Here is a 25231-nt window from a genome sequence, read left to right on the forward strand (position 1 = left end):
CCCGCCCGGCTACAGGGACTTGCCGGGATTGAGGATGCCCCGCGGATCGAACGCGTCCTTGATGCGCCGCTGCAGCGCATGGGCGGCGGGCCCCAGTTCGTCGGCGACCCACTGCCGCTTCAGCACCCCCACGCCGTGCTCTCCGGTCAGTGTCCCCCCGAGCCGCAGCGCCAGGGCGAAGATCTCGCCGGCCGCTTCCCAGGCCGCGTCCGGCAGCCCGTCAAGGGCCGGGTCGACGACGATGATCGGGTGCAGGTTCCCGTCCGCCGCGTGCGCGATGGTGAACACCGGGACGTCGTGGCGCCGCGAGATGTCGCGGATCTCCCGGGCCGCCTCCGCGAGCCGGGAGCGGGGTACCGCGATGTCCTCGATCAGCGGACGGCCCAGCCGTTCCAGCGCGGGCAGTGCGCCCCGGCGGGCGGCGAGCAGGGCCTCGGCCTCGGCCGGGTCCTCGGTCCGCTCGACCGACGTCGCTCCCGTCCCGGCGAGGACCTCGGCGACCGCCGCCGCCTCCGCGCCGGCCCCCGCCCCGTCGCACTGCACCAGCAGCAGCGCCGCACCCCGTTCCCGCAGTGCCGGGTCGACGGCGTGCAGCACCGGCCCGTCGACCAGCTCGGCCAGCGCCGGTACGACCCCGGCCCTGCCGATCGCGTGCGAGGCCTCGGCGGCCTCCTCGAAGGTCGGGAAGTAGGCGGCGAGGGTGGCGGTGGCCACGGGCAGCGGGCGCAGCCGCAGCGTCGCCGAGGTGATGACAGCGAGGGTGCCCTCCGAGCCGGTGAGCAGTGCGGTCAGGTCGTACCCGGTGACGCCCTTGACGGTACGGCGGCCGGTGCGCACCACCGTGCCGTCCGCGAGCACCGCCTCCAGACCGAGCACGCTGTCCCGTGTCACGCCGTACTTGGCGCAGCGCAGCCCGCCCGCGTTGGTGGCGATGTTCCCGCCGATGGTCGACAGGGCGGCGCTCGCCGGATCGGGCGCGTACCGCAGGCCGTGCGCGCCCGCGGCCCGGTCCAACTCGGCTGTGACGACGCCGGGTTCGACGACGGCGAGCTGATCGTCCACCGACAGTTCGAGGACCCGGTTCATGCCGGACAGATCGAGGACGAGGGTGCCGTCGCCGGCCGTCGCACCGCCCGACAGTCCGGTGCCCGCGCCGCGCGGCACCACCGGCACGCGCAGGGCGTGCGCGTGCCGGAGCGTGACGGTCACGTCCTCCGTCCGCAGCGCGTGCACGACGGCGAGCGGTCCGCCGTACGCCCGTGTTCCGGAACGGTCGGTGGCGTATGCGGCCAGCGTCACCGGGTCGGTGCCCAGCCGGTCGGGTGGCAGATCGCGGGCCAGTAGGCCGAGGAGCTGAGCGGACGCGGTCGTGGTGGGGGCGCTCACCGGTCCTGCCTCTCCGGGGCGGGGGTCTTTGACGCTTTCGTTTCCAGGGCCTTCGTGCCGATGGCGAGAAGGGAGATGTCCTCCTGCGGCGCGTGCACCGGCGCGCACTGGATGTCACGGAAGTGCCGTTCCAGGGGGTTGTCCCGGGCCAGCCCGGGATTGCCGAGCAGTCGCACGGCCAGCCCGACCGCCCGGACGCCGTGACGGTCCGCCAACACCCGCGCGCCCAGCGCTTGTTCGGGGGTGTAGGAGGGGTCGGCGGCGTCCACCCGGGCGGCACCACCGAAGACGAGCTGCTCGGCCCCCGCGAGCAGCACCTCGATCTCCCCGGCCGTCCGCCGGAACCGTTCCGTACGGGCTACCGGGTGCCCTAGGTTGGCGGGCACCCGGGTCTGCGCGAACGTGTGGAAGTACGACTGCGCGGCCCGCGCGACGCCCAAGTACAGGGCGGCGAGCGGCAGATGAAGGGAGGCGCCCGTCCGGTTGTCCTGCTCGGCGGCCGGACCGTACGGTGCCAGCCCGATGACGTGCTCGTACGCCACCTCGACGTCCCGGAACGTCACGTCGTGGCTGCCGCTCGCCCGTAGCCCCAACTGGTCCCAGTGGCCAGTGACTTCGATGCCGGGGGAGTCGCCGGCCACCAGGAAGGTGCCCACACGCGGCTCCGGCTCGTCGGTGGTCGCCCACACCAGGAACCAGTCGAGGCCCTCGGCGCCGGTGACGAACCGCTTGGTCCCGCTGACCGACCAGCCGTCCCCGGTGCGGCGAGCCCGGGTGGCGGGCAGTCCGCCTCGTGCGGGGGAGCCCAGCTCGGGTTCCACGCGGGCGTGGTTGATGAGCACAGGCCGTACGAACGACTCCTTGACGACCCGCGCGTACAGCTCCTCGGGCCAGTGCGGCCGGACCGACTGCCGGCCGTGGGTGGTGAGGGTCATCGCGGCGATCAGGGCGACGGACGGGTCGCCCTGGCCGAGGGTGTGCAGGATGCGTGCGGTCTCCTCGACGCCGGCGCCCCGGCCGCCGTACCGCTCGCCGATGGTGGCGGTGAGCAGGCCGGCCTCGTGGGCGGCTCTGAGGGACTCGGCGGGGAACGCGCCCGACCGGTCGTAGCCGGCGGCCAGTTCGGCGATGCGGGCGGTCACAGCGTCTTCTTCAGGTCGGCGGAGAGCTCGGCGTCGAGCTCGGTGGACCAGAACGACTTCACGTCCAAGTGCTCCTTGAGCGCGCCGAGTTCGGTGAAGACGTCCGCCACCTTCTGCTGCGAGGCGATGGTGTCGTCGCCGACCGTGCGGGCCTGCGTCGGGCGTTGGGTCTGCGCGTCGACCAGGTCCTTCTTCGCCTGGGCGACGGGCTGGTGGGTGTTCTGGGACACCACCTCGGCGAACTCGGCCTCGCGGCCGTCCCGCACGTACGCGTACGCCTGGGTGATCCGGGCGATCAGATCGGCTGTCGCCGCCTGCTGGGCGGGGTTCTTCAGCACGCTGTCGCGGGCTGTCCAGAGGAAGTTGCCCGACAGGATGTCCTTGCCCGAGCCGACCGTGGTGGCGCCCTGCTGGTGGGCGGTGATGATCGACGTGCCGTAGGAGGCGAAGGCGTCTATGCCGCCGCCGTTCAGGGCGGCCAGTCCGTCGTTGGGCAGCAGCGGCTTGGCATCGATGTCGGACCACTTCAGGCCCGCCTGCCTCAGCAGCTGGTAGAGGAAGTAGTGGGCGGTGGTGTTCTGGACGTAGCCCACCTTCTTGCCCTTCAGCGCGGCGATGCCGGTCACCTTCGAGCCCTTGGGGACGACGACCTCCTGGTTGAGCGTGGAGCCGCGCTGCACGGCGACGACCTTGAAGTTCGGCTTGCCGTCGGCGGCGGCGAAGATCGGCGGGATCTCGCTGGAGGAGGCGACGTCGAGGGCGCCGGCGCGGATCGCCTGGAGCTGGAGGTCACCGCCCTGGAAGACGTTCCACTTGACCTTGTACGGGGTGTCGTCGAGGTGGGCGAACTTCAGGACCGCCTCCTCGACCTTCCAGCCGGTCGCGCCGACCTTCAGGGTGACGGCGGAGCGGTCTGACGGCGATTCGGCCTGGGCCTGGCTCCCGCAGGCCGCTGTGAGGGCGAGCAGCAGGACGGCGGCGGACGTGCGCAGTGAGCGTGAGCGGCGCAACACGGAGTCTCCATAAGGGTGTTCGCAGACAGGATGTGGTGGGAGGGGAGTTGACGTGGTCAGGCGGCCCGGGCGGTCGTGGCCGCGCGGTGGGCGAGTTCCTGGCGGACCAACGGAAGGACGTAACGGGCGTAGTCGATGGCGTCGTTGAGTGGGTCGTAGCCGCGGATCGACAGCAGGTCGCAGCCGATGTCGACGTAGTCCAGGAGCGCCTTGGCGACTGTCTCCGGTGAGCCGACCAGGGCGGTCGAGGCACCGGCCGCGTTGGTGGCGACGGCCGGTGCGGTCCACAGGCACCGGTCGTGGACCTCGCCCCGCTCGGCGATGTCCAGCAGCCGCTGCGAACCGACGTTCGCGGGACGGCCGTCGGTCCGGTAGTGGCGCAGCAGTTCGGTGTTCGACGCCTGGTCCTTGAGGACGCCGAGCGTGCGGTGGGCCTTCTCCCAGGCCAGTTCGTCGGTGGGCGCGATGATCGGACGGAACGACACCCAGATACGGGGGTGGGGGCGCCCGGCGGCCTCGGCGACCGCGTTGACGGCGGCGATCTGCTCGGCCGTCTCCTTCAACGGCTCGCCCCACAGCCCGAAGATGTCACCCTGCTGACCGCCGACCCGGTAGGCGTCCTGGGAGGAGCCGCCGACGGAGATCGGCACCAGGCCGTTCACCGGCTTCACGTCCGAGTGGTAACCCTCGAACCTGAAGTACTTGCCCTCGTGCGAGACGGGCCCGTCGGCCTGCCACACCTTCCGCAGGATCTGGATGTACTCGTCCGAACGCTCGTAGCGCTCCGACTTGTTGAGGTAGTCGCCCTCCCGGTGCTGCTCCTCGTCGCTGCCCCCGGAGATGATGTGCAGCGACAGGCGGCCCTTGCTGATCCGGTCCAGGGTGGCGAGCGCGCGGGCCGCGTGGGTCGGGAAGATCACGCCCGGTCGGTGGGCCAGGATCGGGCGGATCCGCTCGGTGTTGTTGGCGACGAACTGGGCGAGTTGGAGGGCGTCCGGGGAAGCCGAGTGGTAGGCGACCAGGGTGTGGTCGAAGCCGCCGTCGTCGAGGGTACGGGCGTACTTGCGGACGAAGTCGGGGTCGAAGCCGCCGGTGCGGCTGCTGGAGGCGGGGCCGTTGGATCCGGTGTCGGTGTGGACGGCGCTGATGAACTCGACAGGCATGGAGAACTTCCTTGTCGTGAGGGTTACTTGAGAAGGGACGCGTCCGCCGACTTCGCGACGTCGACGCTCGGGTCCAGGACGCCGATGCTGTTCATGAGGTCGGCCACGTCCTGGACCGTCTTGTTGACGTCGTCGGTGATCGGCAGGACCTGGCCGTACGCCGCCGAGGCCAGCGTCTTCGCCACCGAGGCGTCGGCGCCGTTGCGCTCCTGGATGGCCTTGGCGTAGGCGTCCTTGTGCGTGCTGGTCCACTTCAGGGCTGTACCGAGGCGCTTCAGGAAGTCGGACAGCGCGGCCTTCTTCGAGGAGTCGGCGAGGGCCTTGTCGGAGGCGTTGACGAAGCCGTAGCCACTGACCCGGCCGTCCGCGCCGTCGACCAGCAGCTTGCCGCCCTGTTCCAGGGCGACGGCCTGGTAGACGCCGAAGATCGCCCAGACCTTGATCCTGCCGGAGGAGAAGGCGGCCTGCGCGTCGGTGGGCAGCAGGTACTGCACCTTGACGTCCTTGTAGTCCAGGCCGTTCTGCTTGAGGACGTTGGCCAGCAGGTACTCCGAGATGCTGCCCTTGGCGGAGGACACCACGACCTTCTGGCCCTTGAGGTCCTTGACGCTGTCGATGCCGGAGCCCTTGCGGACCACGATCCCGACATGCGTGCCGTCGTTCTTCAGGGCGGCGATGTTCTTGATCTTCACCCCGCCGCTGAGGGCCTGGAGCGCCGGCAGGTCGGCGGAGAATCCGGTGTCGGCGGCGCCCGCCTGGACGGCCTGGTAGAGGGGGGCCGCGCCCTCGAACTCGGCCCACTTCACGTTGTACTCGGCGCCCTTGAGGGCCCCGGAGGCGGCGACGATGGTCTGGAGGGTCTTGGCCTGGTCGCCGACGGTGAGGGTCACTTCGGAGCCGCTCCCGGCGGCGTCCGCCGAGGAGTCCGCGCCGCAGGCGGTCAGCGCCAGCAGGGCGGTGACGCTCAGCGCGGCGGTGGCGAGTCTGCGTATCACGAGGGGGTCCCTTCGAGGGTGTGTGCGGTGACGCCGAGCCAGCCGAGGAGGCGGGCGCGGAGGGTGACGAACTCGGGTGAGGTGAGATCGCGCGGGCGGGGCAGGCCGACGGTGAGGTCGTGGGCGATACGGCCCTCGTCCATCACCAGGACGCGGTCGGCGAGCAGCAGCGCCTCCTCCACGTCATGGGTGACCAGGAGGATCGCGCAGCCGTGCCGCTGCCACAGCTCGCCGACCAGTTGCTGCACCTTGCCCCGGGTCAGGGCGTCGAGTGCGCCGAACGGCTCGTCGAGAAGCAGGAGTTCGGGCTCGCGGACCAGGGCGCGGGCCAGTGAGACCCGCTGGGCCTGACCGCCGGACAGGGTCTTGGGCCAGACGGTCGCGCGGTCGGCGATCCCGACCTCGTCCAGTGCCTTCGCGGCGAGCGCCCGGTCCGGCCGTCCGGGCAGGCCGAGGACGACGTTGCGCCATACCTTCAGCCAGGGCAGCAGCCGGGGCGACTGGAAGGCCGCGCTGCGCCGCGCGGGCACGGTCACCTCGCCCCCGATCTCGTCGTCGAGCCCGGCGAGAATGCGCAGCAGCGTCGACTTGCCGCAGCCGCTGTGCCCGAGCAGGGCCACGAACTCGCCCTCCCTGATGTCGAGATCCAGCTCGTGCAGCACGGTGTTGCCGTCGAAGGCCCGCGAAAGCCCGCGTATCTCCACGCTGTTGGCCATGGGGATCATGCCTCGCCCTCGAAGTTGGCCCGCCAGGTCAGCAGGCGGCGCGACAGGACTCGTACGGCGAAGTCGCAGGCGAGGCCGAGCAGTGCGTACACGGCGAGGCAGAGCACGATGATGTCGGTACGGAAGTACTGCTGGGCGTTGCTCATGAGATAGCCGAGCCCCGCGTCCGCGTTGATCTGCTCGGCGAAGACGAGCGCGAGCCAGGCGGTGGAGAGCGCGTACCGGAGCCCCACGAGTGCTCCGGGCAGTGCGCTCGGCAGGATGACGTACTTGATCAGTCCGAGCCGGCCGAGCCCCATCATCCGTGCGGCTTCGACGAGTTGGGCGTCGGTGGACCTGATCCCGCCGTAGATGTTGAAGTACAGCGGATAGGTGACGCCGAGAGCGACCAGCGCGATCTTCGGGGTCTCCTCGATGCCGAACCACACGATGAACAGGGGGATCAGGCCCACCCAGGGGATGGCCCGGAACATGCCCATCGAGGAGTCGATGACGTCCTCGCCGAGCCGGAACAGCCCGGCGAGGAGAGAGAGCACGAGTGCGACGCTCGCCCCGATGAGGAACCCGATGGCGGCGCGGCGGCCCGACGCGGCGACGGCGCCGGGCAGTTCACCGTTCTTCGTCAGGTCGACGGCCTGTTTCAGGACGTCCACGGGGGAGGCGAGCACCGACTCGGGCAGCACGCCGGTGGCCGAGGTCAGGAACCAGAGGAGTACGAGGCCCACGGGTCCGGCGGCCCGGCGCACCGAACGGGGAACCTGGAGGCGGCGGGTCGCGCGGGCGGTTCCGCGGATCGTGACCCGGGGTGCGGGGGCCGGGGGAGTGCCCGGGGGAGTGTCGGGGGGCGGCGACGGGGCCAGGGGCACCGCGTCGAGCGGTTTGGTCGTCATGTCGGGGTTCCTCTCGCGGGGCTCGGGGCCCGGGGGACAGCCGTGGGCCCCGGGGTCAGGCGGGCTCGGGGCCGGTCGCGGCCGGGCGGGTGGGATCGGCGGACCAGGCGGACCAGGAACCGGCGAAGAGGGTCGCGTCGAAACCGGCGAGGGCGAGTGCGGCGATCTGGTGGGCGGCGGTGACACCGGAACCGCAGTACACGCCGATGCGCGACGTCGCATCCGCACCGAGGACCTCGAACCGTTCGCGCAGCAGCTCGGGCGACAGGAAGGTCCCGTCGGTCGCGAGGTTCTCCCCGGTGGGTGCGGAGACCGCGCCCGGGATGTGCCCCGCGCGTGGGTCGACCGGCTCCACCTCACCCCGGTACCGTTCACCGGCGCGGGCGTCCAACAGGAGTCCTTCGCGGGCCAGTTCGGCGGCGCCGTCGGTATCGGTGAGCGGCAGTCCGCCCGCGCGCAGAACGATGTCGCCGGGTTGCGGATCGGCCGGGATGCCGGATTCCAGGGGAAGTTCCGCCGCCCGCCAGGCACCCAACGCGCCGTCCAGCAGAGTCACGTCGGCGACCCCGGCGTACCGGAGCAGCCACCAGGCCCGGGCGGCGGCGGTGTTGCCCAAGTCGTCGTAGACCACGACCGGTTGCCCCTGCCGGAGCCCCCAGCTGCGGGCCGCCACTTGCAAGTCGCCTATCTCCGGAAGCGGATGGCGCCCGCCGTCCGGGCTCGGCGGCGCGGCCAGCTCGGTGTCCAGGTCGACGTACACCGCGCCCGGGATGTGCGCGTCCGCGTAGTGGTCGCGGCCGTACGGGTCGCCGAGCGACCAGCGGACGTCGAGGACCAGGGGCGACTGCTCGGCGGCGAGGGCCTCGCGCAGTTCGGCGACAGTGGTTGTCACACGCGTGCTGCTCATGCCGACTCCTCGGCGATCGCGGGCAGCTCGGGGGAGAGGCGCAACCGTTCGAGGAAGAGGACGACCGTGGCGGCAACGGTGCGGTGCAGCGCGTCGTTGAGCACGTCGTGCCGGCCGCCGACGAAGGTCACGGTACGGACGTTCGTGTGTCCCGCGTATGCGCCCAGAGCCCGGTCGAGCGGGCTGACCCGGTCGTCCTTGCCGTGCAGGGCGAGTACCGGCACCTGAACCCGGTCGAGCGGTGGCCCCAGCAGGTCGACGGCCGCGTCGATCGCCCCGCGCCGGAAGGCGGCGTCCCCGGCGAGGCGCCCCTGGTGGGTCGGGCAGGCGGTGCGTGCCGTCAGTTCCTCCTCCCAACTCCCCGACTTCCAGGAGCCGATGGGCAGGCCGGCGAGGATCAGCGCGTCGACGCCCGCCGGATGCTCGGCGGCGAGCCGGACGGCGTACCGGGCACCCGTGTCCGAACCGACCAGGATCTTCGGGCCCGGCAGTGACTCGTCGGCGAGAAGCTTGGCCGCTTCGTCGAGCACGGCCGGATCGGCGGACGCGTCGCCCAACGCCCGTACACGGTAGGCGTCGAAGGCCAGACGGCGGCCGAACCGTTCGTACACACCGCCGTGTTCGCCGCGGCCCGGCAGCACGATCAGTGTGCCGCGCGCGGCCAGACCTTCGGGTTCGTCCCAGGAGGCCGGGGCGGAGGAGGGCGTGGAAGAGGACATGAGGGGGCAACTCCCGTTTCAGAGCAGGCAGAAGGGCGTGCGGAGAGAGGGAAGGGGAGGAGAGGGGGGAAGGACGGGGCGCGGACCGGGAGGACGGCCTACCGATACGCGAGCAGCGGGAAGCCGATCAGCGGAGGCCGTAGGGAAACGCCGGGAGGCGGCGTGGGATCAACGACAGCGCGCGCTGCACGCCACGCCGAAGTCGATGACTCGGCGCTGCGTGAGAAGGGCAGCAAATGCGGTCGGATACGCCATGCGCTCATCATGACCGGCACCGGTGCGCCACGTCCAACGACGATTCCGCATCGAAATCGATCGGAATCCGTGATCGATCGGGAATGGTGATCGGTGGCCGGTGCGGGCTACCGTCACCGTATGCCCCAACCTGTGCTCGACATCGTGGCGTTGCGCAGCCTGACCGCGATCGCCGACCACGGCGGCTTCCATCGCGCGGCCCAGGCGCTCGCCCTCAGCCAGTCCGCGGTCAGCCAGCACGTGCGCCGGCTGGAGAAGACCCTGGGGCGGCCCGTCGTCGAGCGTGAGGGCCGGGGCACGCGGTTCACCCCGGAGGGGCGGCTGCTCCTCGAACAGGCCCGCCGTGTCCTCGCCGTCCACGACGAGGCCGTACGCACCCTGCTCGACGTCGACGGCGACACCATCACCCTCGGCTCCACCGAGCACGCCGCCGACCAGTTCCTGCCCCTGCTCACCGCGGCCGTCGAGGCGGTGCGCCCCGGCTGCCGGGTGCGGTTCCGCATCGACCGGTCGGCGCGGCTGGTGGAGGCGGTGGAACGTGGCAGTGTGGATGTCGCGGTGTACGTCACGGAGGCAGCCGCGACGGAGGGCACGCCGGTCGGCGGTCTGCCGCTGACCTGGCACGCTCCGCCCGGCTGGGCGCCCCCGGCCGCCCCGGCCCCCGTCCCGCTGGTCGCGATCGAGGACCCGTGCGCCATCCGTCGCCGGGCCATCGCGACCCTCGCCGAGCAGGGCGTCGTGGCGTCGGTCGTCGGCGACGCGGGTTATCTGGCGGGCGTGCTCGACCTCGCCCGCACCGGCCGGGGCGTGGCCCTCCTGGCTACGGTGGGCCCCGCCCCCGATGGCCTCACCCCGTACAAGGGCCTGCCCCCGGTCCCGCCGATCCCGATGAGCGCCCTGGCCCGCCCGGGTGCGGACCCGGCCACGGTGGAGGCGGCATTCGCGGCGGTGAGACGACTACTGACCTGAGCGGAAGCGCCCCGACAGGGGCGCGGGGAACGGCGCGACCAGCCCCCACGGACGCGCAGCAGACGAACTACGTAGCAGCTCAGGTCCCCAACGTCCGCGCCAGAGCGGCACGTTGGAGCGGCAAAACCTCTTCGTGCAGCTCACGCCCCCGGGCCGTCAGAGCGACCCGAACCCCCCGCCGGTCCTCCACACACATGCTGCGCTCCACCAGACCCTCCTTCTCCAGCCGCCCGATGAGCCGCGACAGCGCGCTCTGGCTGAGGTGGACCCGCCCGGCGATGTCCTGCACCCTGCACTGCTCGCCAGAGTCGGAGGTGTCCGTCACGGCGGCTGCCCCGGAGACGAGGACGTCGAGTACCTCGAAGTCACTGGCGCCCAGGCCGTGCGGATGCAGCACACGGTCGATCTCGCACATCGTGCGGGCGTGCGCCGCCAGGATGTCCCGCCACTGGTCCGCCAGCCCCGCACCGGCCCTGTTCGTTGCCATGCACTCCATGTTAATGCGTATGCATAAAAACCGACGTGTCCGAGGTGGTGTGAGAGCCGACTCAGGCAGAGCCCCGCTCGACCAGCTCGGTGGGCAGGATCACCGCCGCCGGGTCCTCGCCGCCGATCTGGGCGAGCAGCACCCGGACCATCTCGGCGCTGATCCGGTCGTAGGGCTGTCTGATGGTCGTCAGCTGGGGGCGGGCGGCCAGGGCGGCGGAGGAGTCGTCGAAGCCGCCCACCGAAACGTCCCCGGGAACGCTGCGTCCCGCACGCTCCAGTGCGGTCAGGACTCCCTGCGCCATCAGGTCGGACGCGACGAACACGGCGTCCAGGTCCGGGGACTGGGCCAGCAGCCTCTCCGCGCCCGCCTCGCCGCTGGCCCGGCTGTAGTCGCCGGAGACGACGAGGCGGTCGTCGTGCTCGATGCCCTCCTCGGCGAGGACCTCGCGGTAGCCGGCGAGGCGTTCCACCCCGCCCGGGGTGTCGAGCGGGCCGGTGACCATGCCGATACGGCGGCGCCCCAGCGACAGGAGATGGCGGACCATGTCCCGGGCGCCGTCGCGGTCGGCCGCCGCCACGTAGCTCACCTTGGAGCCGAGGCCGATCGGCTTGCCGCACGCGACGAGCGGTACACCCGCCTCGCACAGCTCCTGGGCGACCGGGTCACCGGAGTGGCTGGAGACCAGCAGCACCCCGTCGACATGACCGGCGGTGATGTACCGCGTGATGCGGCGCCGCTCGTCCTCGGTGCCCGCCAGCATCAGCAGCAGCGGGATGTCGTGCGCTGCCAGTGCCTGGGTGCAACCCCGCAGCAGCACATTGAAGTTGGGGTCCTCGAAGAAGCGTTCCTGAGGCTCCGTCAGCAGGAAGCCGATCGAGTCCGAGCGGCCGGTGATGAGCGAGCGGGCGTGGCGGTTCACCACGTAACCCGTTTTGCGGATCGCGGCGTTCACCGCCTCGTGGGCGGTCGGGCTGACGTAGTGCCCGCCGTTGAGCACGCGTGAGACGGTGCCTCGGGATACTCCTGCCTCGCGGGCCACGTCGTGGATCGTCGGCGGTTTGCGCCGGCCCCCGGTATTGCTCATGGTCATGACTTTACGGCTCCGGAGAGCAGGTCGAGGCTCCAGAACCGCTGGATGACCAGGAAGAGCGCGATGAGCGGGATGACCGCCAGAAGCGCGCCCGTGATCACCAGCGTGTACAGGGCCGGGGTGTTCGCTCCCTGTTCGAGGAGCGTGAACAGACCCAGCGTGATCGGGAACTTCTCGTCGTCGCTGAGCATGATGTAGGGGAGCAGGAAGTTGTTCCACACGGCCACGAACTGGAACAGGAACACCGTCACGAGGCCCGGGATCATCATCGGGAGCGCGACCCGGGTGAAGATCCGCCACTCGCCCGCGCCGTCCATCCGCCCGGCCTCGACCACGTCGGCAGGCACCGCCGCGGCGGCGTAGATCCGCGCGAGGTATATCCCGTACGGGGAGAGGATCAGCGGCAGCAGCACGGACGCGTAGGAGTCCGTGATGTCGGCCTTCGCCAGCAGCAGGTACTGGGGGATCGCGAGGATCACCGGCGGCATCAGCACGCCCGCCATCAGGACGCTGAACACCGTCTCCCGGCCGCGGAAGCGGTAGACCGCCAGCGCGTAGCCGCTGATCGCCGAGACGGCTGTCGAGAGGAGGGCGCCGAGACCGGCGTAGAGGGCGGAGTTGCCCATCCACTTCCAGTAGACGCCGTCGCGGTAGGCGCTCAGCTCCTTCACGTTGTCGGTGAAGCCGCTGCCGGGCAGGAACGTGAACGTGGAGAACAGCTCACTGCCCGACTTCGTCGCCGCGATCACCACCCACGCCACCGGCAGCAGGCAGTACAGGGCGCCCAGCAGCAGGGTGAGCGTCGGGACGAGGGCGATCCGGCCGCGCAGCGGCGGGCGCCGCACGGTGCCGGGCCTGGTGCCCGTCGCCGCTTCCGCCTTGCCCATGGCAAGAGAACTCATCGTGCTGCCTCCTGCTTGTTACGGGAGTTCGCGGCCCGCAGGAAGCCGAACGACAGGACCAGTGTGACGATCGCGATGATCGTCGCCTCGGCCGCGGCCGAGTAGATGTCACCCTTGCCGAAGGCGTCCTGGTACACCTTCATCAGCGGACTCCACGTCGTGGACACGGAGTTGGTGAGCGGCTTGAGGGTGGTCGGCTCGCTGAACACCTGGAGCGTCGCGATGATCGAGAAGAAGAAGGTCAGCACCAGCGAGGGCGCCACCATCGGGATCTTGATCCGCAGCGCGGTCTGCAGCGGGGTGGCGCCGTCCAGCTTCGCCGCCTCGTACACCTCGGCCGGGATGGACCGCAGCGAGGTGTAGATGACGATCATGTTGAAGCCGGTACCGCCCCACACCGCGATGTTCGAGAGGGCCAGGTACAGCGGACCGCCGTCCAGCAGGTCCGGCTGCGGCATCCCCAGCCTGTCGAGGACGAAGTAGAACGGACTGACGTCCGGCAGGTACAGGAAGCCCCAGAGCAGCGCGGCGACGACGCCAGGAATGGCGTACGGCAGGAAGATCGCGAGCCGGGTGAAGGGGGTGAACCGCACCTTGTCCGCGTCGAGCATCAGCGCGAAGACGAGGGCGAGACCCAGCATCACCGGGACCACGATCGCGCCGTAGCCGACCACGCGCAGGGCGCCGTCCAGCAGCTCGCTGTCGGTGAGGGCGTCGGTGTAGTTGCCGATGCCCGCCCAGACCTCTTTCCGCGCCCCGGCGCCGAGGCCCAGGCCGGACACCTTCACCTTGTGCAGGCTCAGCCAGAGCGCGTAGCCGATGGGCAGTGCGAAGAAGAGGGCGAAGAGGGTCACCGCGGGGAGGAGGAAGGCGTACGGGGCCCCCTTGACCCCGTACGACCTCCGGCGTGCGCTGGTCACTCCGCGACTCCGAAGCCCTGCTTCTTCAGGTCGGCGACCGTGTCGTCCTGCATGGTCTTGAGGGCTGCACCGAAGTCCGACTTGTTCTTCGCGGCGGCGGCGAACGCGTCCTTGAAGGAGGTGTACGCCACGTTCACGTTCGGGCCCCACGCGGAGGGCGCCGTGGTCTTCGCGATCTCGGCGGCCTTGGTGTAGAAGTCCGCCTGGTTGGAGAAGAAGTCGGGCGACTTGACGAACGCGCCGCTGAGCTGGGCGCCCGTGGCGGCCGGGTAGATCCCGCCCTCCTTCGCGAGCGCGGCCAGCGCGGCACGGTCGGTGTTCAGCCAGGCGGCGAACTTCGCGGCGGCCGACCTGTGGCCCGAGTCGGTGGTGACGGCGGTCGAGGAGCCGCCCCAGCTGCCCGTCACGTCCTCACTGGCCGACCACTGGGGGAGCGGGGCCATGGCCCACTTGCCCTTGGTGTCCGGTGCGGCCGTCGTCAGCGTGCCAGGCGCCCACACCGCGCTGACCCAAGCGATCTGCTTGCCGGTGTTGAGCGCCTTGTTCCAGGCCGGGGTGTACATCGGCTGGTTGTCGATGGCGCCCTCCTTGACGAGGCCGCCCCAGAACGTGGCGACCTTCTGGGTCGCCGCGTCGTCGATCCCGACCTTCCACTTCTCGCCGGAGGTCGTCCACCACTTGGCGCCGGCCTGCTGGGCCAGCCCCGCGAAGAGGCCGGAGTCGTTGGCGGAGAAGGTGGTGAGGTCCTTGTCCGGGGCCTTCTTCTTCAGCGCGCGGGCGGTGTCCGCGAACTCGGCCCACGTGGTCGGGACCTTCAGGCCGTACTGCTTGAAGAGGTCCTCGCGGTAGTAGAACATCATCGGTCCGATGTCCTGCGGCACCGCGTACACCGCGTCCGTGCCCAGCGTCGTCTGCTGCCAGACACCGTCGGCGAAGTCCTTCTTGGTGTCGCCGACATCGCCCGAGATGTCCGCGAGCGCGTCATTGCTGACCAGCGTCGGCAGCGCCTGGTACTCGGCCTGCACCAGGTCCGGCGCCTTCTTGGCCTTGTGCGCGGTGAGGATCTTGGTGACCAGGGTGTCGCCGGAAGCCTGCTTCTTCACCGTGACGGTGATCTGCTGCTCCTTGCCCGGCCCCTTGTTCCACAGGTCGACGACCTTGTCCATGCCGGGCGTCCAGGTCCAGTACGTCAGCGACACCGGGCCCGACTGGGCGTCGCTGTCGTCGTCGGACCCGCAAGCGGCGAGTGTGGTGGCGCCGAGCGTGACGGCGACTGCGGTTGCCACGAGGCGCCACTGCTTCGTGTTCGGCATGGAACGTTCTCCCCTGACCCGGTGGGGCCCTCGCCTGCTGCGAAGACCCGCCATGCTTCTGTGAGCGTTCACAGTAGAGAAACACACTGGACACTTGTCAATGGTTGTTGCCGTGCGGTTATCTAGGCCCCGCACCACGGAAGCTGTGTGTGCACGTTCCCAAGATTCGTTCCAGAGTGACCAACCGACCGGGAGACATTCCATGCCGGAGACCACCCCCACGGGCCTCACCGGGCTTGCCTTCGGCGGGGACTACAACCCCGAGCAGTGGCCGGAAAGCGTCTGGCCGGAGGACGTCCGGCTGATGCGCGAGGCCGGTGTCACGATGGTCAGCGTCGGAATCTTCTCGTGGGCCCTGCTGGAGACCGCGCCCGGGGTGTACGACTTCGGCTGGCTCGACCGCCTGCTGGACCTGCTGCACGAGAACGGCATCCGCGCCGACCTCGGTACGCCCACCGTGGCACCGCCGGCCTGGTTCTACCGCGAGCACCCGGACGCGCTGCCGGTCACCCCCGAGGGTGTGCGCTTCGAGTTCGGCTCCCGCGCCGCGATCTGTCACAGCAACGCCGACTACCGAGCCGCCGCCGCGAACATCACCACGAAACTCGCCGAGCGCTACGGCGCCCATCCGGCACTCGCCATGTGGCACGTCCACAACGAGTACGGCGTCCCCGTCTCCGCCTGCTACTGCGACTCCTGCGCCGCCCACTTCCGCCGCTGGCTGGAGACGGCGTACGAGACGGTCGACGGCGTCAACGAGGCATGGGGAACCGCCTTCTGGGGCCAGCGGTACGCCACGTTCGAGCACATCAACCCACCGCGCGCCACGCCCACCGTCGGCAACCCGGGCCAGGCACTGGACTACAAGCGGTTCGCCGACGCCACCATGCGCGAGAACTTCGTGATGGAGCGGGACATCCTGCACCGCCTGTCGCCCGGCGTGCCGGTCACCACCAACTTCATGACCGCGCTCAGCCAGTGCGACTCCGTCGACTACTGGGCCTGGGGCCGCGAGGTCGACATCGTCACCAACGACCACTACCTGATCACCGACGGCCGCCGCACCCACGTCAACCTGGCGATGGCCGCCGACCTCACCCGATCCGTCGGCGACGGCGCCCCCTGGATCCTCCTCGAACACTCCACCTCGGGCGTCAACTGGCAGGCCCGCAACCCCGCGAAGGCACCGGGCCAGATGGCCCGCAACTCCCTCGCCCATGTCGCCCGGGGCTCCGAGGGCGCGATGTTCTTCCAGTGGCGCCAGTCCCGGCGCGGCGCCGAGAAGTTCCACTCGGCGATGCTCCCGCACGGCGGCACGGAGACCCGCGTCTGGCGCGAGGTCGTCGAACTCGGCGCCTCCCTCGACTCGTTGGCGTCCATCCGCTCCACCCGCACCGTCGCCGACGTCGCCGTCCTGTGGGACTGGCACTCCTGGTGGGCGCAGAACCTCCAGTGGCGCCCCAGCGAGGACCACGACCCGCGCGAGCGTGCCGACGCCTTCTACGAGGCCCTGTACGACCGCCACCTCACGGTCGACTTCGCCCACCCCGAAGCCGACTTGTCGGCCTATCCCCTTGTCGTCGTTCCCGCCCTGTACCTGATGACGGAGGCCGCCGGGAACAACCTCAGGGAATACGTCGAGAACGGCGGCACCCTCGTCGTCTCGTACTTCTCCGGCATCGTCGACGAGCACGACGCCGTGCACGAGGGCCCCTACCCGGGTGCCCTGCGCGACGTACTCGGCCTGACCGTCGAGGAGTTCTCCCCGCTGCTCCAGGGCGACTCCGTGCGCATCACCGGCCCCGACGGCTCCGAGCTGACCGGCGACGTGTGGACCGAGTCCGTCGTCCCGCGCGGCGCCGAGACCGTGTGGACGTACGCCGACGGACTCACCGCCGACCAGCCGGCCGTCACCCGCCACCGCCTCGGCGAGGGCACCGCCTGGTACGTGTCGACCCGCCTCGACGCGTACGGCCTGGACGCCCTGCTCGGCTGGGCCACCGAGGACGCCGACATCGCACCCCGCGCCGATCTCCCGCACGACGTCGAACTCGTCCGCCGCACCGGCGAGTCGGGCACCTACCTGTTCGCCGTCAACCACAGCGCGTCGGACGCCAAGGTGCCCCTGGAGGCCCCCGGCACCGAACTGCTGACGGGCGAACGGGCAGCGGGCCGCCTCGCGCTGCCCGCCGGAGCCGTCCGGGTCGTACGACTCGACGGCTGAGCCGCAAGTTCCCCTCCGCCCGTGCGTGCCACGAGAGCCGCGGGCGGAGGGGCCCCTCCCGCCCCTCAGGAGGGACACCCCCAACCCATTACGTCGAAGGGACGACGGACGACGATGTTCCATCCCAGACGCACACCAGGGCGCACCACCAGGCGCACACTCAGGGCCCTGCTGCTCCCGCTCGCCGCGGGTCTCGCCCTCACCGCGCTCCCCGCCACGTCGGCGCAGGCGGCCAGTACCCTCACCAACGGCGGGTTCGAGGCCGACGGTTCGGGTGCGGCCGTCCCGGCCGGCTGGTCGGAGTACGGGGACACGGGCGCCTCGTACGTGGAGTCCGGTGGCCACGGCGGCAGTTACCGCCTGTCCCACTACTCCGCCTCCGCCTACAAGGTGGAGACCTACCAGTACCTGTCCGGGCTGACCAACGGCAACTACAGGCTCACCGCGTGGGTCCGCTCGGGCGGCGGCCAGAAGTCGGCCTACATAGCGCTGAAGAACTGCGGCAGCTCCGAGCAGCGCACCGACCTGCCGGTCTCCGCCAGCGGGTGGATCCGCATCGTCGTGCCGATCGCCGTGACGAACAACCAGTGCACGATCAGCGTCAACTCCGATGCCAACGCGGGCAACTGGATCAACGTCGACGACCTGACCTTCGCCTCCGGCACGGGCGGGGTGCCCGTCAAGGGCGCCGACATCTCCTCCCTCCCCAAGAGCGAGGCGCTGGGCGGCGTCTACAAGACCGCTTCGGGAACGACGAGCGACGCGCTCACCGTCCTGAAGAACTCCGGCATGAACTACGCGCGCGTCAAGGTCTGGGTCAACCCGGCCGACGGCTACAACAACAAGGCGCGCGTCCTCGCCGTCGCCAAGCGCGTCAAGGCGCAGGGCATGAAGCTGCTGGTCGACTTCCACTACTCGGACACCTGGGCCGACCCGGGCGCCCAGAGCAAGCCGTCCGCGTGGGCCGGACACTCGTACAGCCAGCTGAAGACGGACGTCTACAACCACACCTACGACGTCCTCAACGCCCTCAAGTCCCAGGGCACCACGGCCGACATGGTCCAGGTCGGCAACGAGATCAACGGCGGCATGCTGTGGTCCGAGGGTTCGACCGACAACTGGTCGCAGCTCGCCGGGCTGCTCAACTCCGGCTACGACGCGGTGAAGGCGGTCAACTCCGGCACGACCGTCGCGCTGCACCTGGCCAAGGGCGGCGACCTGTCGGGCACCCGCTGGTGGTTCGACAGCGCGGTCTCCAACGGAGTGAAGTTCGACGCCATCGGCCTGTCCTACTACGGCTACTGGCACGGCTCGCTCTACGACTTCCAGACCACCCTGGACGACGCGGCCTCCCGCTACGGCAAGCCGGTGTTCGTCGCCGAGACGGCCTACCCCTTCCGGCTCGACAGCGAGGACTCGCACGAGAACATCATCGACACGACCGGTGAGCTCGTCTCCGGGTACGCGGCGTCCACAGCCGGGCAGTCGGCCTGGTTCCGGGACATCCTGAACATCGTGGAGGCCGTGCCGAACGGCCGCGGTCTCGGCGTCTTCTACTGGGAGGCGACCTGGACCGCGGTCACCGGCAACGGCTGGGACCCCACGGACGCCTCCTCCGGCAACGGCTGGGAGAACCAGGCCCTGTTCGGTTACGACGACAAGGCGCTCCCCGCGATGACGTGGTTCAGCCACCGCTGAGCCGGAAGTGACGGGGGCCCGGCTGCCTGAGGGGGGTGGCCGGGCCCCTGCGCACAGGGATGCAAGGGCTTGCTCGAACTCACGTGCGTGGCGGAAAGCGACCGACCTCGGCCAACAGGTGCGAAGCCCCGGACGTGGCGGCCCGAACTGCGGGACATTGGGGGGCAGGGCACGCGGTGACCGGGACGAGGAGGCGCGATGCTGAAGAGACCGGTAGGCGGGCAACGCCTGGAGATCCTGGAGTGGCTGAAGGACCCGGGCGCGCACTTCCCGCCCCAGCGGCACGGCGATCCGGTCGAGGACGGAGTCACGGCGGCGGCCGTCGCCGCGAAACTCGGCGTCCCCCTCTCCGTCGCCACCACCCACCTGGGCCTGCTGGCGGGCATCGGCGCGGTCCGGACGAAGCGGATCCGCTGGCGAACCTTCTACCGACCCGACGAGATCCGCATCGCCGAGGTGGCGCGGATGTTCGAGAAGGGGTGGTAGCCGGGGGGTCTCCGAACCTGGTGTGCGAGTCGACCGCGGGCCGGTGACGACCGGTCGCACCCACCCGGCGGAGCCGCAGACCGATACGGCCCAGCACCCCTGCCGGGGCGCCGTACGCGGCCTCTGCCGTTACGCTGTTCAGCGGCCGTGATTCCCTTCGCGGCGCGGCGGTGGGGCCCGTCGTATCCGAACCGCGTCCCTGCTTGCGCACACAGGCGCGTAGGAGACGTACGACCATGACAGCCCCCGACATCCGGACCGGGACCGTCACCGCCCCGCCGCGCCCTTCCGTTCTGCGTGGCCAGGCACCCGTCGTCGCGGTGGTCGCGGTCGGCGGCGCGGTCGGCGCCTGTGCCCGATACGCGGCCTCCCTCGCCTGGCCCGCGCCGACAGGCGCTTTCCCCTGGACCACCTTCTGGACCAACGTCGTCGGCTGTGCCGTGATCGGCGTGTTCATGGTGGTCATCACGGATGCCTGGGCCGCCCACCGCCTCGTGCGCCCCTTCTTCGGCACCGGTGTGCTCGGCGGCTTCACCACCTTCTCCACCTACGCCGTCGACATCCGGAAGCTGGTCGACGGGGGCCACCCCGGCACCGGTCTCGCCTACCTCGCCGCGACCCTGCTCGCGGCCCTCACAGCCGTGACGCTCGCGGCGACCGCGACCCGCCGGGTCCTGAAACGGAGGCGACGATGACCAGGCTGACCGGCGGCGCCCTGCGCGTGACCGTCCTCATCGGCGAGCACGACACCTGGCACCACAGGCCGCTCTACTCGGAGATCGTCCACCGCGCCCGCGCGGCCGGCCTCGCGGGCGCGAGCGTCTTCCGCGGCATCGAGGGCTTCGGCGCCTCTTCCCTGATCCACACCTCGCGCCTGCTCTCCCTCAGCGAGGACCTGCCGGTCGCGGTCGTCATCGTCGACACCGAGGAACACGTGCGGTCGTTCCTGCCGCAACTCGACGAACTCGTCACCGAGGGCCTCGTCGTCCTCGACGACTGCGAGGTCATCCGGTACGTCGGCCGGACCGAGGGGAAACCGGGCGAAGCGGGCGGGAAGGGTAAGAAGTCGTTGTGAACTGGCTGCTCGTGATCGCGGGCGGAATGGTCGGCGCGCCCCTCCGCTATCTCACCGACAGGATCGTCCAGTCCCGTCACGACACGGTCTTCCCCTGGGGCACCCTCGCCGTCAACGTCACAGGCTGCCTGATCCTGGGCCTGCTCACCGGCGCCGCCCCGGGCCCTGACCTCCAGCTGCTCCTGGGTACCGGACTGTGCGGCGCGCTGACCACGTACTCGACCTTCTCGTACGAGACGCTGCGGCTGGCCGAGGACGGGGCAGGTCTCTTCGCCGTCGCCAACGTCATGGTGAGCGTGGTGGCCGGTCTCGGGGCGGCTTTCGCGGGTGTGTGGCTGGGAGGCGCGCTGTAGACGGACGGCGTCCTGGCCTTGCCGGCGTGTAGTAGGACTGACTCCGCCGCAGCCCGTCCCCGCCCAGCAGAACTGGATTCCATGAGCACCATCTCCGTCGGTCAGGCCATCGTCCTCGGAGCCGTCGAGGGGGTGACCGAGTTCCTGCCGGTCTCCTCGACCGGTCATCTGAAGATCACCGAGGGGCTGATGAACATCCCCGTCGACGACAACGCGGTGGTCGGGTTCTCGGCCGTCATCCAGGTCGGCGCGATCGCGGCGGTGCTCGTGTACTTCTTCAAGGACATCGTCCGGATCGTCACCGCCTGGGGGAGGGGACTGCGCAACCGCGACGAGCGCCACCACCACGACTACAAGTTCGCCTGGTGGGTCATCTGGGCGACCATCCCGATCGTCGTCGTGGGCCTCGCCGCCAAGCCGCTGATCGAGGGCCCACTGGCCTCGCTGTGGGTGGTCGCCGCCTCGCTGATCGTCGGGAGCGGGGTGATGTGGGCCGCGGACCAGATGGGCCGGCACAAGCGCGGTGAGGACGACACGACGTTCAAGGACGCGATGCTGGTGGGCAGTTCACAGATCCTCGCCCTGCTGTTCCCCGGCTTCTCGCGCTCCGGCGCCACCATGTCGACGGCGCTGATCCTCGACCTCGACCGGGTCGCCGCCACCCGTCTCTCCTTCTTCCTCGGCATCCCCGCCCTGACCGGCGCCGGACTGTACGAGCTGAAGGACGCCCTGGGCGCGGGGGTGGGCGTCGCGCCGCTGGCCGTCGGCACGGTGGTGTCCTTCGTCGTCGCCTACGGCTCCATCGCCTGGCTGCTGAAGTTCGTCGCCAAGCACTCCTTCAACGCCTTCGTGATCTACCGGATCATCGTCGGCGTGCTGCTCTTCGGCCTGCTGGGCGCGGGTGTACTGAACTGAGGCGGGGCGGGAGACGGGGCCGCCGTGAGGACGTCCCCGGCCGCACACCCTTGACAGTCCCGTCCCTTCACCCGCAGGATCACCCCCGTGAACCTGTCAGACAGCCAGACAGGTGGCTCGGTACCGCGGCGCGTCAGCGCGATGGAAGCGGTCCTCGGTCATCTGCGCAGCGCCATCGAGCGCGGAGACTACGCCGTGGGGGACAAGCTCCCCTCCGAGGCCGAGCTGTGCCGACGCCTGGAGGTGAGCCGGCCCGTACTGCGGGAGGCCCTGCGGGCCCTGCAGACCATGGGCCTGACCGTCTCCAGGACCGGCAAAGGCACCTTCGTCGTGTCCAGCACCGTCGAGGACCCCACCTTCGGCGACTACGCGGCCAGCGACCTCCTGGAAGTCCGTCGGCACGTCGAGATCCCGGTCGCCGGCTACGCGGCCGTACGACGGACCCCCGAGGACCTCGACCACCTCGCGCACCTGCTGGAGCGCATGGAGCACGAGACCGACACCACCGCGTGGGTCGCCATGGACACCCTCTTCCATCTGGCCGTGGCGCAGGCCGCCCAGAACCCGGTGTTCCGCCGGGTGATCGAGGAGATCCGGGACGCGCTGGCCCGTCAGTCGGCGTTCCTGAACGAGCTGGGCGGCCGGCGCGAGCAGTCCAACCGTGAGCACCGGGCGATCGTCGAGGCACTGATCGACCGCAGCGAGGACGACGCGGTGGCGGCCATGTCCCACCACCTCGACCGGGTCTCCACGACCCTCACCGACATCGTGCGCGCCGCGCACACGGACACCCCCCACGAGACAACCCCGGAAGGCGGACCCGAGGCGTGAGCGAGCAATCCCTGCACGACGGCACGGCGAACGGGACGGCGCAGAAGAAGGCCGTCCACGTCGACGCCGGTGACGCGGGCTACAGCAAGTCGCTGAAGTCCCGGCACGTGAACATGATCGCCATCGGCGGTGCCATCGGCACCGGCCTGTTCCTCGGCGCGGGCGGCCGGCTGGCCGACGCCGGCCCGTCCCTCTTCATCGCCTACGCGGTCTGCGGCGTCTTCGCCTTCCTCGTCGTCCGGGCACTGGGCGAACTCGTCCTCTACCGGCCCTCGTCCGGCGCCTTCGTGTCGTACGCCCGTGAGTTCCTGGGCGAGAAGGGCGCGTACGTCGCGGGCTGGATGTACTTCCTGAACTGGGCCACCACCGGCATCGCCGACATCACCGCGGTGGCCCTCTACACCCACTACTGGGGCCTGTTCTCCGACATTCCGCAGTGGGTGCTCGCGCTGATCGCCCTGGCGGTCGTCCTCACCGTGAACCTGATCTCCGTGCGGATGTTCGGTGAACTGGAGTTCTGGTTCGCCATCATCAAGGTCAGCGCCCTCGTCGTCTTCATGCTGATCGGCATCTTCCTGCTGGTCACCCAGCACGAGGTCGACGGCACCACCCCCGGCCCGTCCCTGATCACCGACAACGGCGGCGTCTTCCCCAACGGCCTGCTGCCCATGCTGCTGATCATCCAGGGCGTCGTCTTCGCCTACGCCTCCGTCGAACTCGTCGGTGTCGCGGCGGGCGAGACCGAGAACCCCGAGAAGATCATGCCGAAGGCGATCAACTCGATCATGTGGCGGGTCGGCCTCTTCTACGTCGGCTCCGTCGTCCTCCTCGCGATGCTCCTGCCGTGGAACAAGTACTCGTCCGGCGAGAGCCCCTTCGTGACCGTCCTGTCCAACATCGGCATCCCGGCGGCCGGCGGTGTGATGAACCTGGTCGTCCTCACGGCGGCCATGTCGTCCCTCAACTCGGGCCTGTACTCCACCGGCCGCATCCTGCGCTCGATGGCGATGTCCGGCTCCGCGCCGAAGTTCACCGGCAACATGAGCCGCAGCCAGGTCCCGTACGGCGGCATCCTGCTCACCAGCGGCTTCTGCGTACTCGGCGTCGGCCTCAACTTCGTCGTCCCCGCCGACGCCTTCGAGATCGTGCTGAACTTCGCCGCGATCGGCATCCTCGCCACCTGGGGCATGATCATGATCTGCCACCTGGTGTTCTGGCGGAAGACCGAGAACGGCGAGCTGACCCGCCCGAGCTACCGCCTTCCCGGCTCCCCGTGGACCGAGCTCGTGACGCTGGCCTTCCTCGCCTCCGTCCTCGTCCTGATGTACGCCGACGGCGGCGCCGGCCGCACCACCGTGCTGTGTCTGCCCCTGATCGCCGGGGTGCTGGTCGCGGGCTGGTACGGCGTCCGCGCCCAGGTGGCCCGCAAGGCCGCCGAGGCGAAAACGGCCGGCCAGTCCACCCAAGCCGGCGGGCCGACCGGAGCCGACGCGTGAACCACGCGGTGATGCAGGATGAAGTAATGCAGGAAGCAGTGCAGGCAGCCATGTACGGCAGTTCTCTCGCGGACGCTCCCGCGATCCGTGAACCCCTCCACTCGCCCGTCGCGCACCTCGTGCGCGGCGGGGTCATCGAGGGCATCCACTACGGTTCCGTCGTCGTCCTCGGCACTGACGGACAGGTGGAACTCCAGGTGGGCGACATCGAGGCGGCCTTCTACCCGCGCTCGGCCCTGAAGCCGGTGCAGGCGGTGGCCATGCTCAGGGCAGGGCTGCCCCTCGACGGCGAGTTGCTTTCCCTGGCCGCCGCCAGCCACTCCGGCGAGGAACGCCACCTGGCCGGCTCCCGCCGCATCCTGGAGCTGGCCGGCCTCGCCGAGGACGACCTGCGCAACGTGCCGGACCTGCCGTTCGACCCGGTCGTCCGGGACGGCTGGATACGCGAGGGCCGCCTGCCCTCCCGCCTCGCCCAGAACTGCTCCGGCAAGCACGCGGCGATGCTCTACACCTGCGAGCTCAACGGCTGGCCCCTCGACAGCTACCTCGACCCCGGCCACCCCCTCCAGCAGGCGATCGCCGAGATCGTCGAGGACCTCACCGGGCAGCGCATCGCCCAGGTGACCGTCGACGGTTGCGGAGCGCCCCTCTTCTCCATCTCCCTGCACGGTCTCGCCCGCGCCGCGGCCCGCATCACCACCGCCGCCCCGGACACCCCGGAGGCGCTGGTCGCCGACGCGATGCGAGACCACGCCGAGATGGCGTCCGGTTCCGGGCGGGACGTGGCCGCGCTGATGCGGGCCGTACCCGGGTTGCTCAGCAAGGACGGCTTCGAGGGTGTCCAGGTCGCGGCCCTTCCCGACGGCCGGGCCGTCGCGGTGAAGATCGCCGATGGTGCGAACCGGGCCCGTGTTCCGGTGACGGCGGCGGCACTGGTGCGGGCGGGCGTGGATCCGGAGCTGCTCACCGAGTTCGAGGGTGAGGCTCTGCTGGGTGGTGGACGTGAGGTCGGACGGGTTCGGCCGGCCCGCGTGCTCGATCCTGTGCCGCGACGGTAGGGGATCCGCTTCTTTCGCCCCCGCCGCCCCTACCCGTCCCATCCCGTTCCTGGGGGCTGCCGCCCCCAGACCCCCGCTTTCGGCCCTGAACGGGCCTCGTCCTCAAACGCCGGACGGGCTGGGTGGGTGGGTCTCGTTCTCGGACATCGGACGGGCTGGGTGGATGGGCCTCGTCCTCAAACGCCGGACGGGCTGGGTGGGTGGCGGGCCACGTTC

General features: G+C 70.5%; 25 protein-coding genes. 11 read left to right on the forward strand and 14 right to left on the reverse strand.

Going from position 1 to position 25231, the window contains the following annotated elements; translation table 11 throughout:
* Positions 1-9: 9 nt before the first annotated feature.
* Genes OG595_RS39535 through OG595_RS39575 form a run of 9 tightly spaced genes read right to left on the reverse strand, consistent with a single transcriptional unit; the run spans position 10 to position 8940 of the window.
* Complete coding sequence (locus tag OG595_RS39535; protein ID WP_329280759.1) at positions 10-1386, reverse strand: FAD-binding oxidoreductase; 1377 nt, start codon at positions 1384-1386, stop codon at positions 10-12.
* The gene (locus OG595_RS39540) at positions 1383-2528 is read right to left on the reverse strand and encodes an acyl-CoA dehydrogenase family protein (protein WP_329280761.1); all 1146 of its coding nucleotides are present in this window, start codon (positions 2526-2528) and stop codon (positions 1383-1385) included. Before OG595_RS39540 ends, OG595_RS39535 begins: the two co-directional genes overlap by 4 nt.
* Complete coding sequence (locus OG595_RS39545) at positions 2525-3541, reverse strand: PhnD/SsuA/transferrin family substrate-binding protein (protein WP_443073294.1); 1017 nt, start codon at positions 3539-3541, stop codon at positions 2525-2527. The genes OG595_RS39540 and OG595_RS39545 overlap by 4 nt, the downstream gene beginning before the upstream one ends.
* A 56-nt stretch (positions 3542-3597) precedes the next feature.
* The gene (locus tag OG595_RS39550) at positions 3598-4704 is read right to left on the reverse strand and encodes an LLM class flavin-dependent oxidoreductase (protein WP_329280762.1); all 1107 of its coding nucleotides are present in this window, start codon (positions 4702-4704) and stop codon (positions 3598-3600) included.
* 23 nt (positions 4705-4727) lie between these two features.
* Positions 4728-5699: an ABC transporter substrate-binding protein gene (locus OG595_RS39555; RefSeq protein ID WP_329280764.1), complete on the reverse strand. Its 972-nt coding sequence runs from the start codon at positions 5697-5699 to the stop codon at positions 4728-4730.
* Positions 5696-6415, reverse strand: coding sequence for an ABC transporter ATP-binding protein (locus OG595_RS39560; RefSeq protein ID WP_329280766.1), 720 nt, complete (start codon positions 6413-6415; stop codon positions 5696-5698). Before OG595_RS39560 ends, OG595_RS39555 begins: the two co-directional genes overlap by 4 nt.
* A 5-nt stretch (positions 6416-6420) precedes the next feature.
* Complete coding sequence (locus OG595_RS39565; protein WP_329280768.1) at positions 6421-7314, reverse strand: ABC transporter permease; 894 nt, start codon at positions 7312-7314, stop codon at positions 6421-6423.
* A gap of 55 nt (positions 7315-7369) precedes the next feature.
* Positions 7370-8221 carry a sulfurtransferase gene (locus OG595_RS39570; protein WP_329280770.1) on the reverse strand — a complete coding sequence of 284 codons (852 nt, stop codon included), beginning with the start codon at positions 8219-8221 and terminating at the stop codon, positions 7370-7372.
* Positions 8218-8940 carry an alpha/beta hydrolase gene (locus OG595_RS39575; RefSeq protein WP_329280772.1) on the reverse strand — a complete coding sequence of 241 codons (723 nt, stop codon included), beginning with the start codon at positions 8938-8940 and terminating at the stop codon, positions 8218-8220. The genes OG595_RS39570 and OG595_RS39575 overlap by 4 nt, the downstream gene beginning before the upstream one ends.
* A 375-nt stretch (positions 8941-9315) precedes the next feature.
* Here OG595_RS39575 and OG595_RS39580 point away from each other — a divergent pair, with 375 nt between their 5' ends.
* Complete coding sequence (locus OG595_RS39580) at positions 9316-10164, forward strand: LysR family transcriptional regulator (protein WP_329280774.1); 849 nt, start codon at positions 9316-9318, stop codon at positions 10162-10164.
* Positions 10165-10243: 79 nt separating this feature from the next.
* On the opposite strand, the gene OG595_RS39585 is transcribed toward OG595_RS39580, so the two are convergent.
* The 5 genes from OG595_RS39585 to OG595_RS39605 all read right to left on the reverse strand — a co-directional run bounded on the left by OG595_RS39585 (position 10244) and on the right by OG595_RS39605 (position 14879).
* Entirely contained in the window at positions 10244-10651 is a 408-nt protein-coding gene (locus OG595_RS39585) for a MarR family winged helix-turn-helix transcriptional regulator (protein WP_329280776.1), read from the reverse strand.
* A 61-nt stretch (positions 10652-10712) separates the two neighbouring features.
* Entirely contained in the window at positions 10713-11744 is a 1032-nt protein-coding gene (locus OG595_RS39590) for a LacI family DNA-binding transcriptional regulator (protein ID WP_329280777.1), read from the reverse strand.
* Positions 11741-12646: a carbohydrate ABC transporter permease gene (locus OG595_RS39595; RefSeq protein ID WP_329280779.1), complete on the reverse strand. Its 906-nt coding sequence runs from the start codon at positions 12644-12646 to the stop codon at positions 11741-11743. Before OG595_RS39595 ends, OG595_RS39590 begins: the two co-directional genes overlap by 4 nt.
* Complete coding sequence (locus tag OG595_RS39600) at positions 12643-13566, reverse strand: carbohydrate ABC transporter permease (protein ID WP_329280781.1); 924 nt, start codon at positions 13564-13566, stop codon at positions 12643-12645. Before OG595_RS39600 ends, OG595_RS39595 begins: the two co-directional genes overlap by 4 nt.
* Complete coding sequence (locus tag OG595_RS39605; RefSeq protein WP_329280783.1) at positions 13563-14879, reverse strand: ABC transporter substrate-binding protein; 1317 nt, start codon at positions 14877-14879, stop codon at positions 13563-13565. Before OG595_RS39605 ends, OG595_RS39600 begins: the two co-directional genes overlap by 4 nt.
* A 202-nt stretch (positions 14880-15081) precedes the next feature.
* Between OG595_RS39605 and OG595_RS39610 the strand changes: the two genes are divergently transcribed.
* From OG595_RS39610 to OG595_RS39655, 10 genes are all read left to right on the forward strand, one after another.
* Positions 15082-17103, forward strand: coding sequence for a beta-galactosidase (locus OG595_RS39610; protein ID WP_329280785.1), 2022 nt, complete (start codon positions 15082-15084; stop codon positions 17101-17103).
* Between the two features lie 114 nt (positions 17104-17217).
* A complete protein-coding gene (locus tag OG595_RS39615) occupies positions 17218-18801 on the forward strand; it encodes a glycoside hydrolase family 53 protein (protein WP_329280787.1) in 1584 nt (527 codons plus the stop codon).
* Positions 18802-18999: 198 nt separating this feature from the next.
* Positions 19000-19287, forward strand: coding sequence for an ArsR family transcriptional regulator (locus tag OG595_RS39620; RefSeq protein WP_329280790.1), 288 nt, complete (start codon positions 19000-19002; stop codon positions 19285-19287).
* A 236-nt stretch (positions 19288-19523) separates the two neighbouring features.
* Positions 19524-19982, forward strand: coding sequence for a fluoride efflux transporter FluC (locus tag OG595_RS39625; protein WP_329280792.1), 459 nt, complete (start codon positions 19524-19526; stop codon positions 19980-19982).
* Positions 19979-20362 (forward strand): DUF190 domain-containing protein, encoded by a 384-nt coding sequence (locus tag OG595_RS39630; RefSeq protein WP_329280794.1) that lies wholly within the window; start codon positions 19979-19981, stop codon positions 20360-20362. Before OG595_RS39625 ends, OG595_RS39630 begins: the two co-directional genes overlap by 4 nt.
* Positions 20359-20715, forward strand: coding sequence for a fluoride efflux transporter CrcB (gene crcB, locus OG595_RS39635; RefSeq protein WP_329280796.1), 357 nt, complete (start codon positions 20359-20361; stop codon positions 20713-20715). Before OG595_RS39630 ends, crcB begins: the two co-directional genes overlap by 4 nt.
* Before the next feature lie 81 nt (positions 20716-20796).
* Positions 20797-21630, forward strand: coding sequence for an undecaprenyl-diphosphate phosphatase (locus OG595_RS39640; RefSeq protein ID WP_329280798.1), 834 nt, complete (start codon positions 20797-20799; stop codon positions 21628-21630).
* Positions 21631-21771: 141 nt separating this feature from the next.
* A complete protein-coding gene (locus OG595_RS39645) occupies positions 21772-22461 on the forward strand; it encodes a FadR/GntR family transcriptional regulator (protein WP_329283548.1) in 690 nt (229 codons plus the stop codon).
* Positions 22458-23957: an amino acid permease gene (locus OG595_RS39650; protein ID WP_329280800.1), complete on the forward strand. Its 1500-nt coding sequence runs from the start codon at positions 22458-22460 to the stop codon at positions 23955-23957. Before OG595_RS39645 ends, OG595_RS39650 begins: the two co-directional genes overlap by 4 nt.
* Positions 23958-24007: 50 nt before the next feature.
* Positions 24008-25015: an asparaginase gene (locus OG595_RS39655; RefSeq protein ID WP_329283550.1), complete on the forward strand. Its 1008-nt coding sequence runs from the start codon at positions 24008-24010 to the stop codon at positions 25013-25015.
* The last annotated feature ends 216 nt before the right edge of the window (positions 25016-25231 follow it).

The organism is Streptomyces sp. NBC_01451 (assembly GCF_036227485.1).
Classification (GTDB): Bacteria; Actinomycetota; Actinomycetes; order Streptomycetales; family Streptomycetaceae; genus Streptomyces.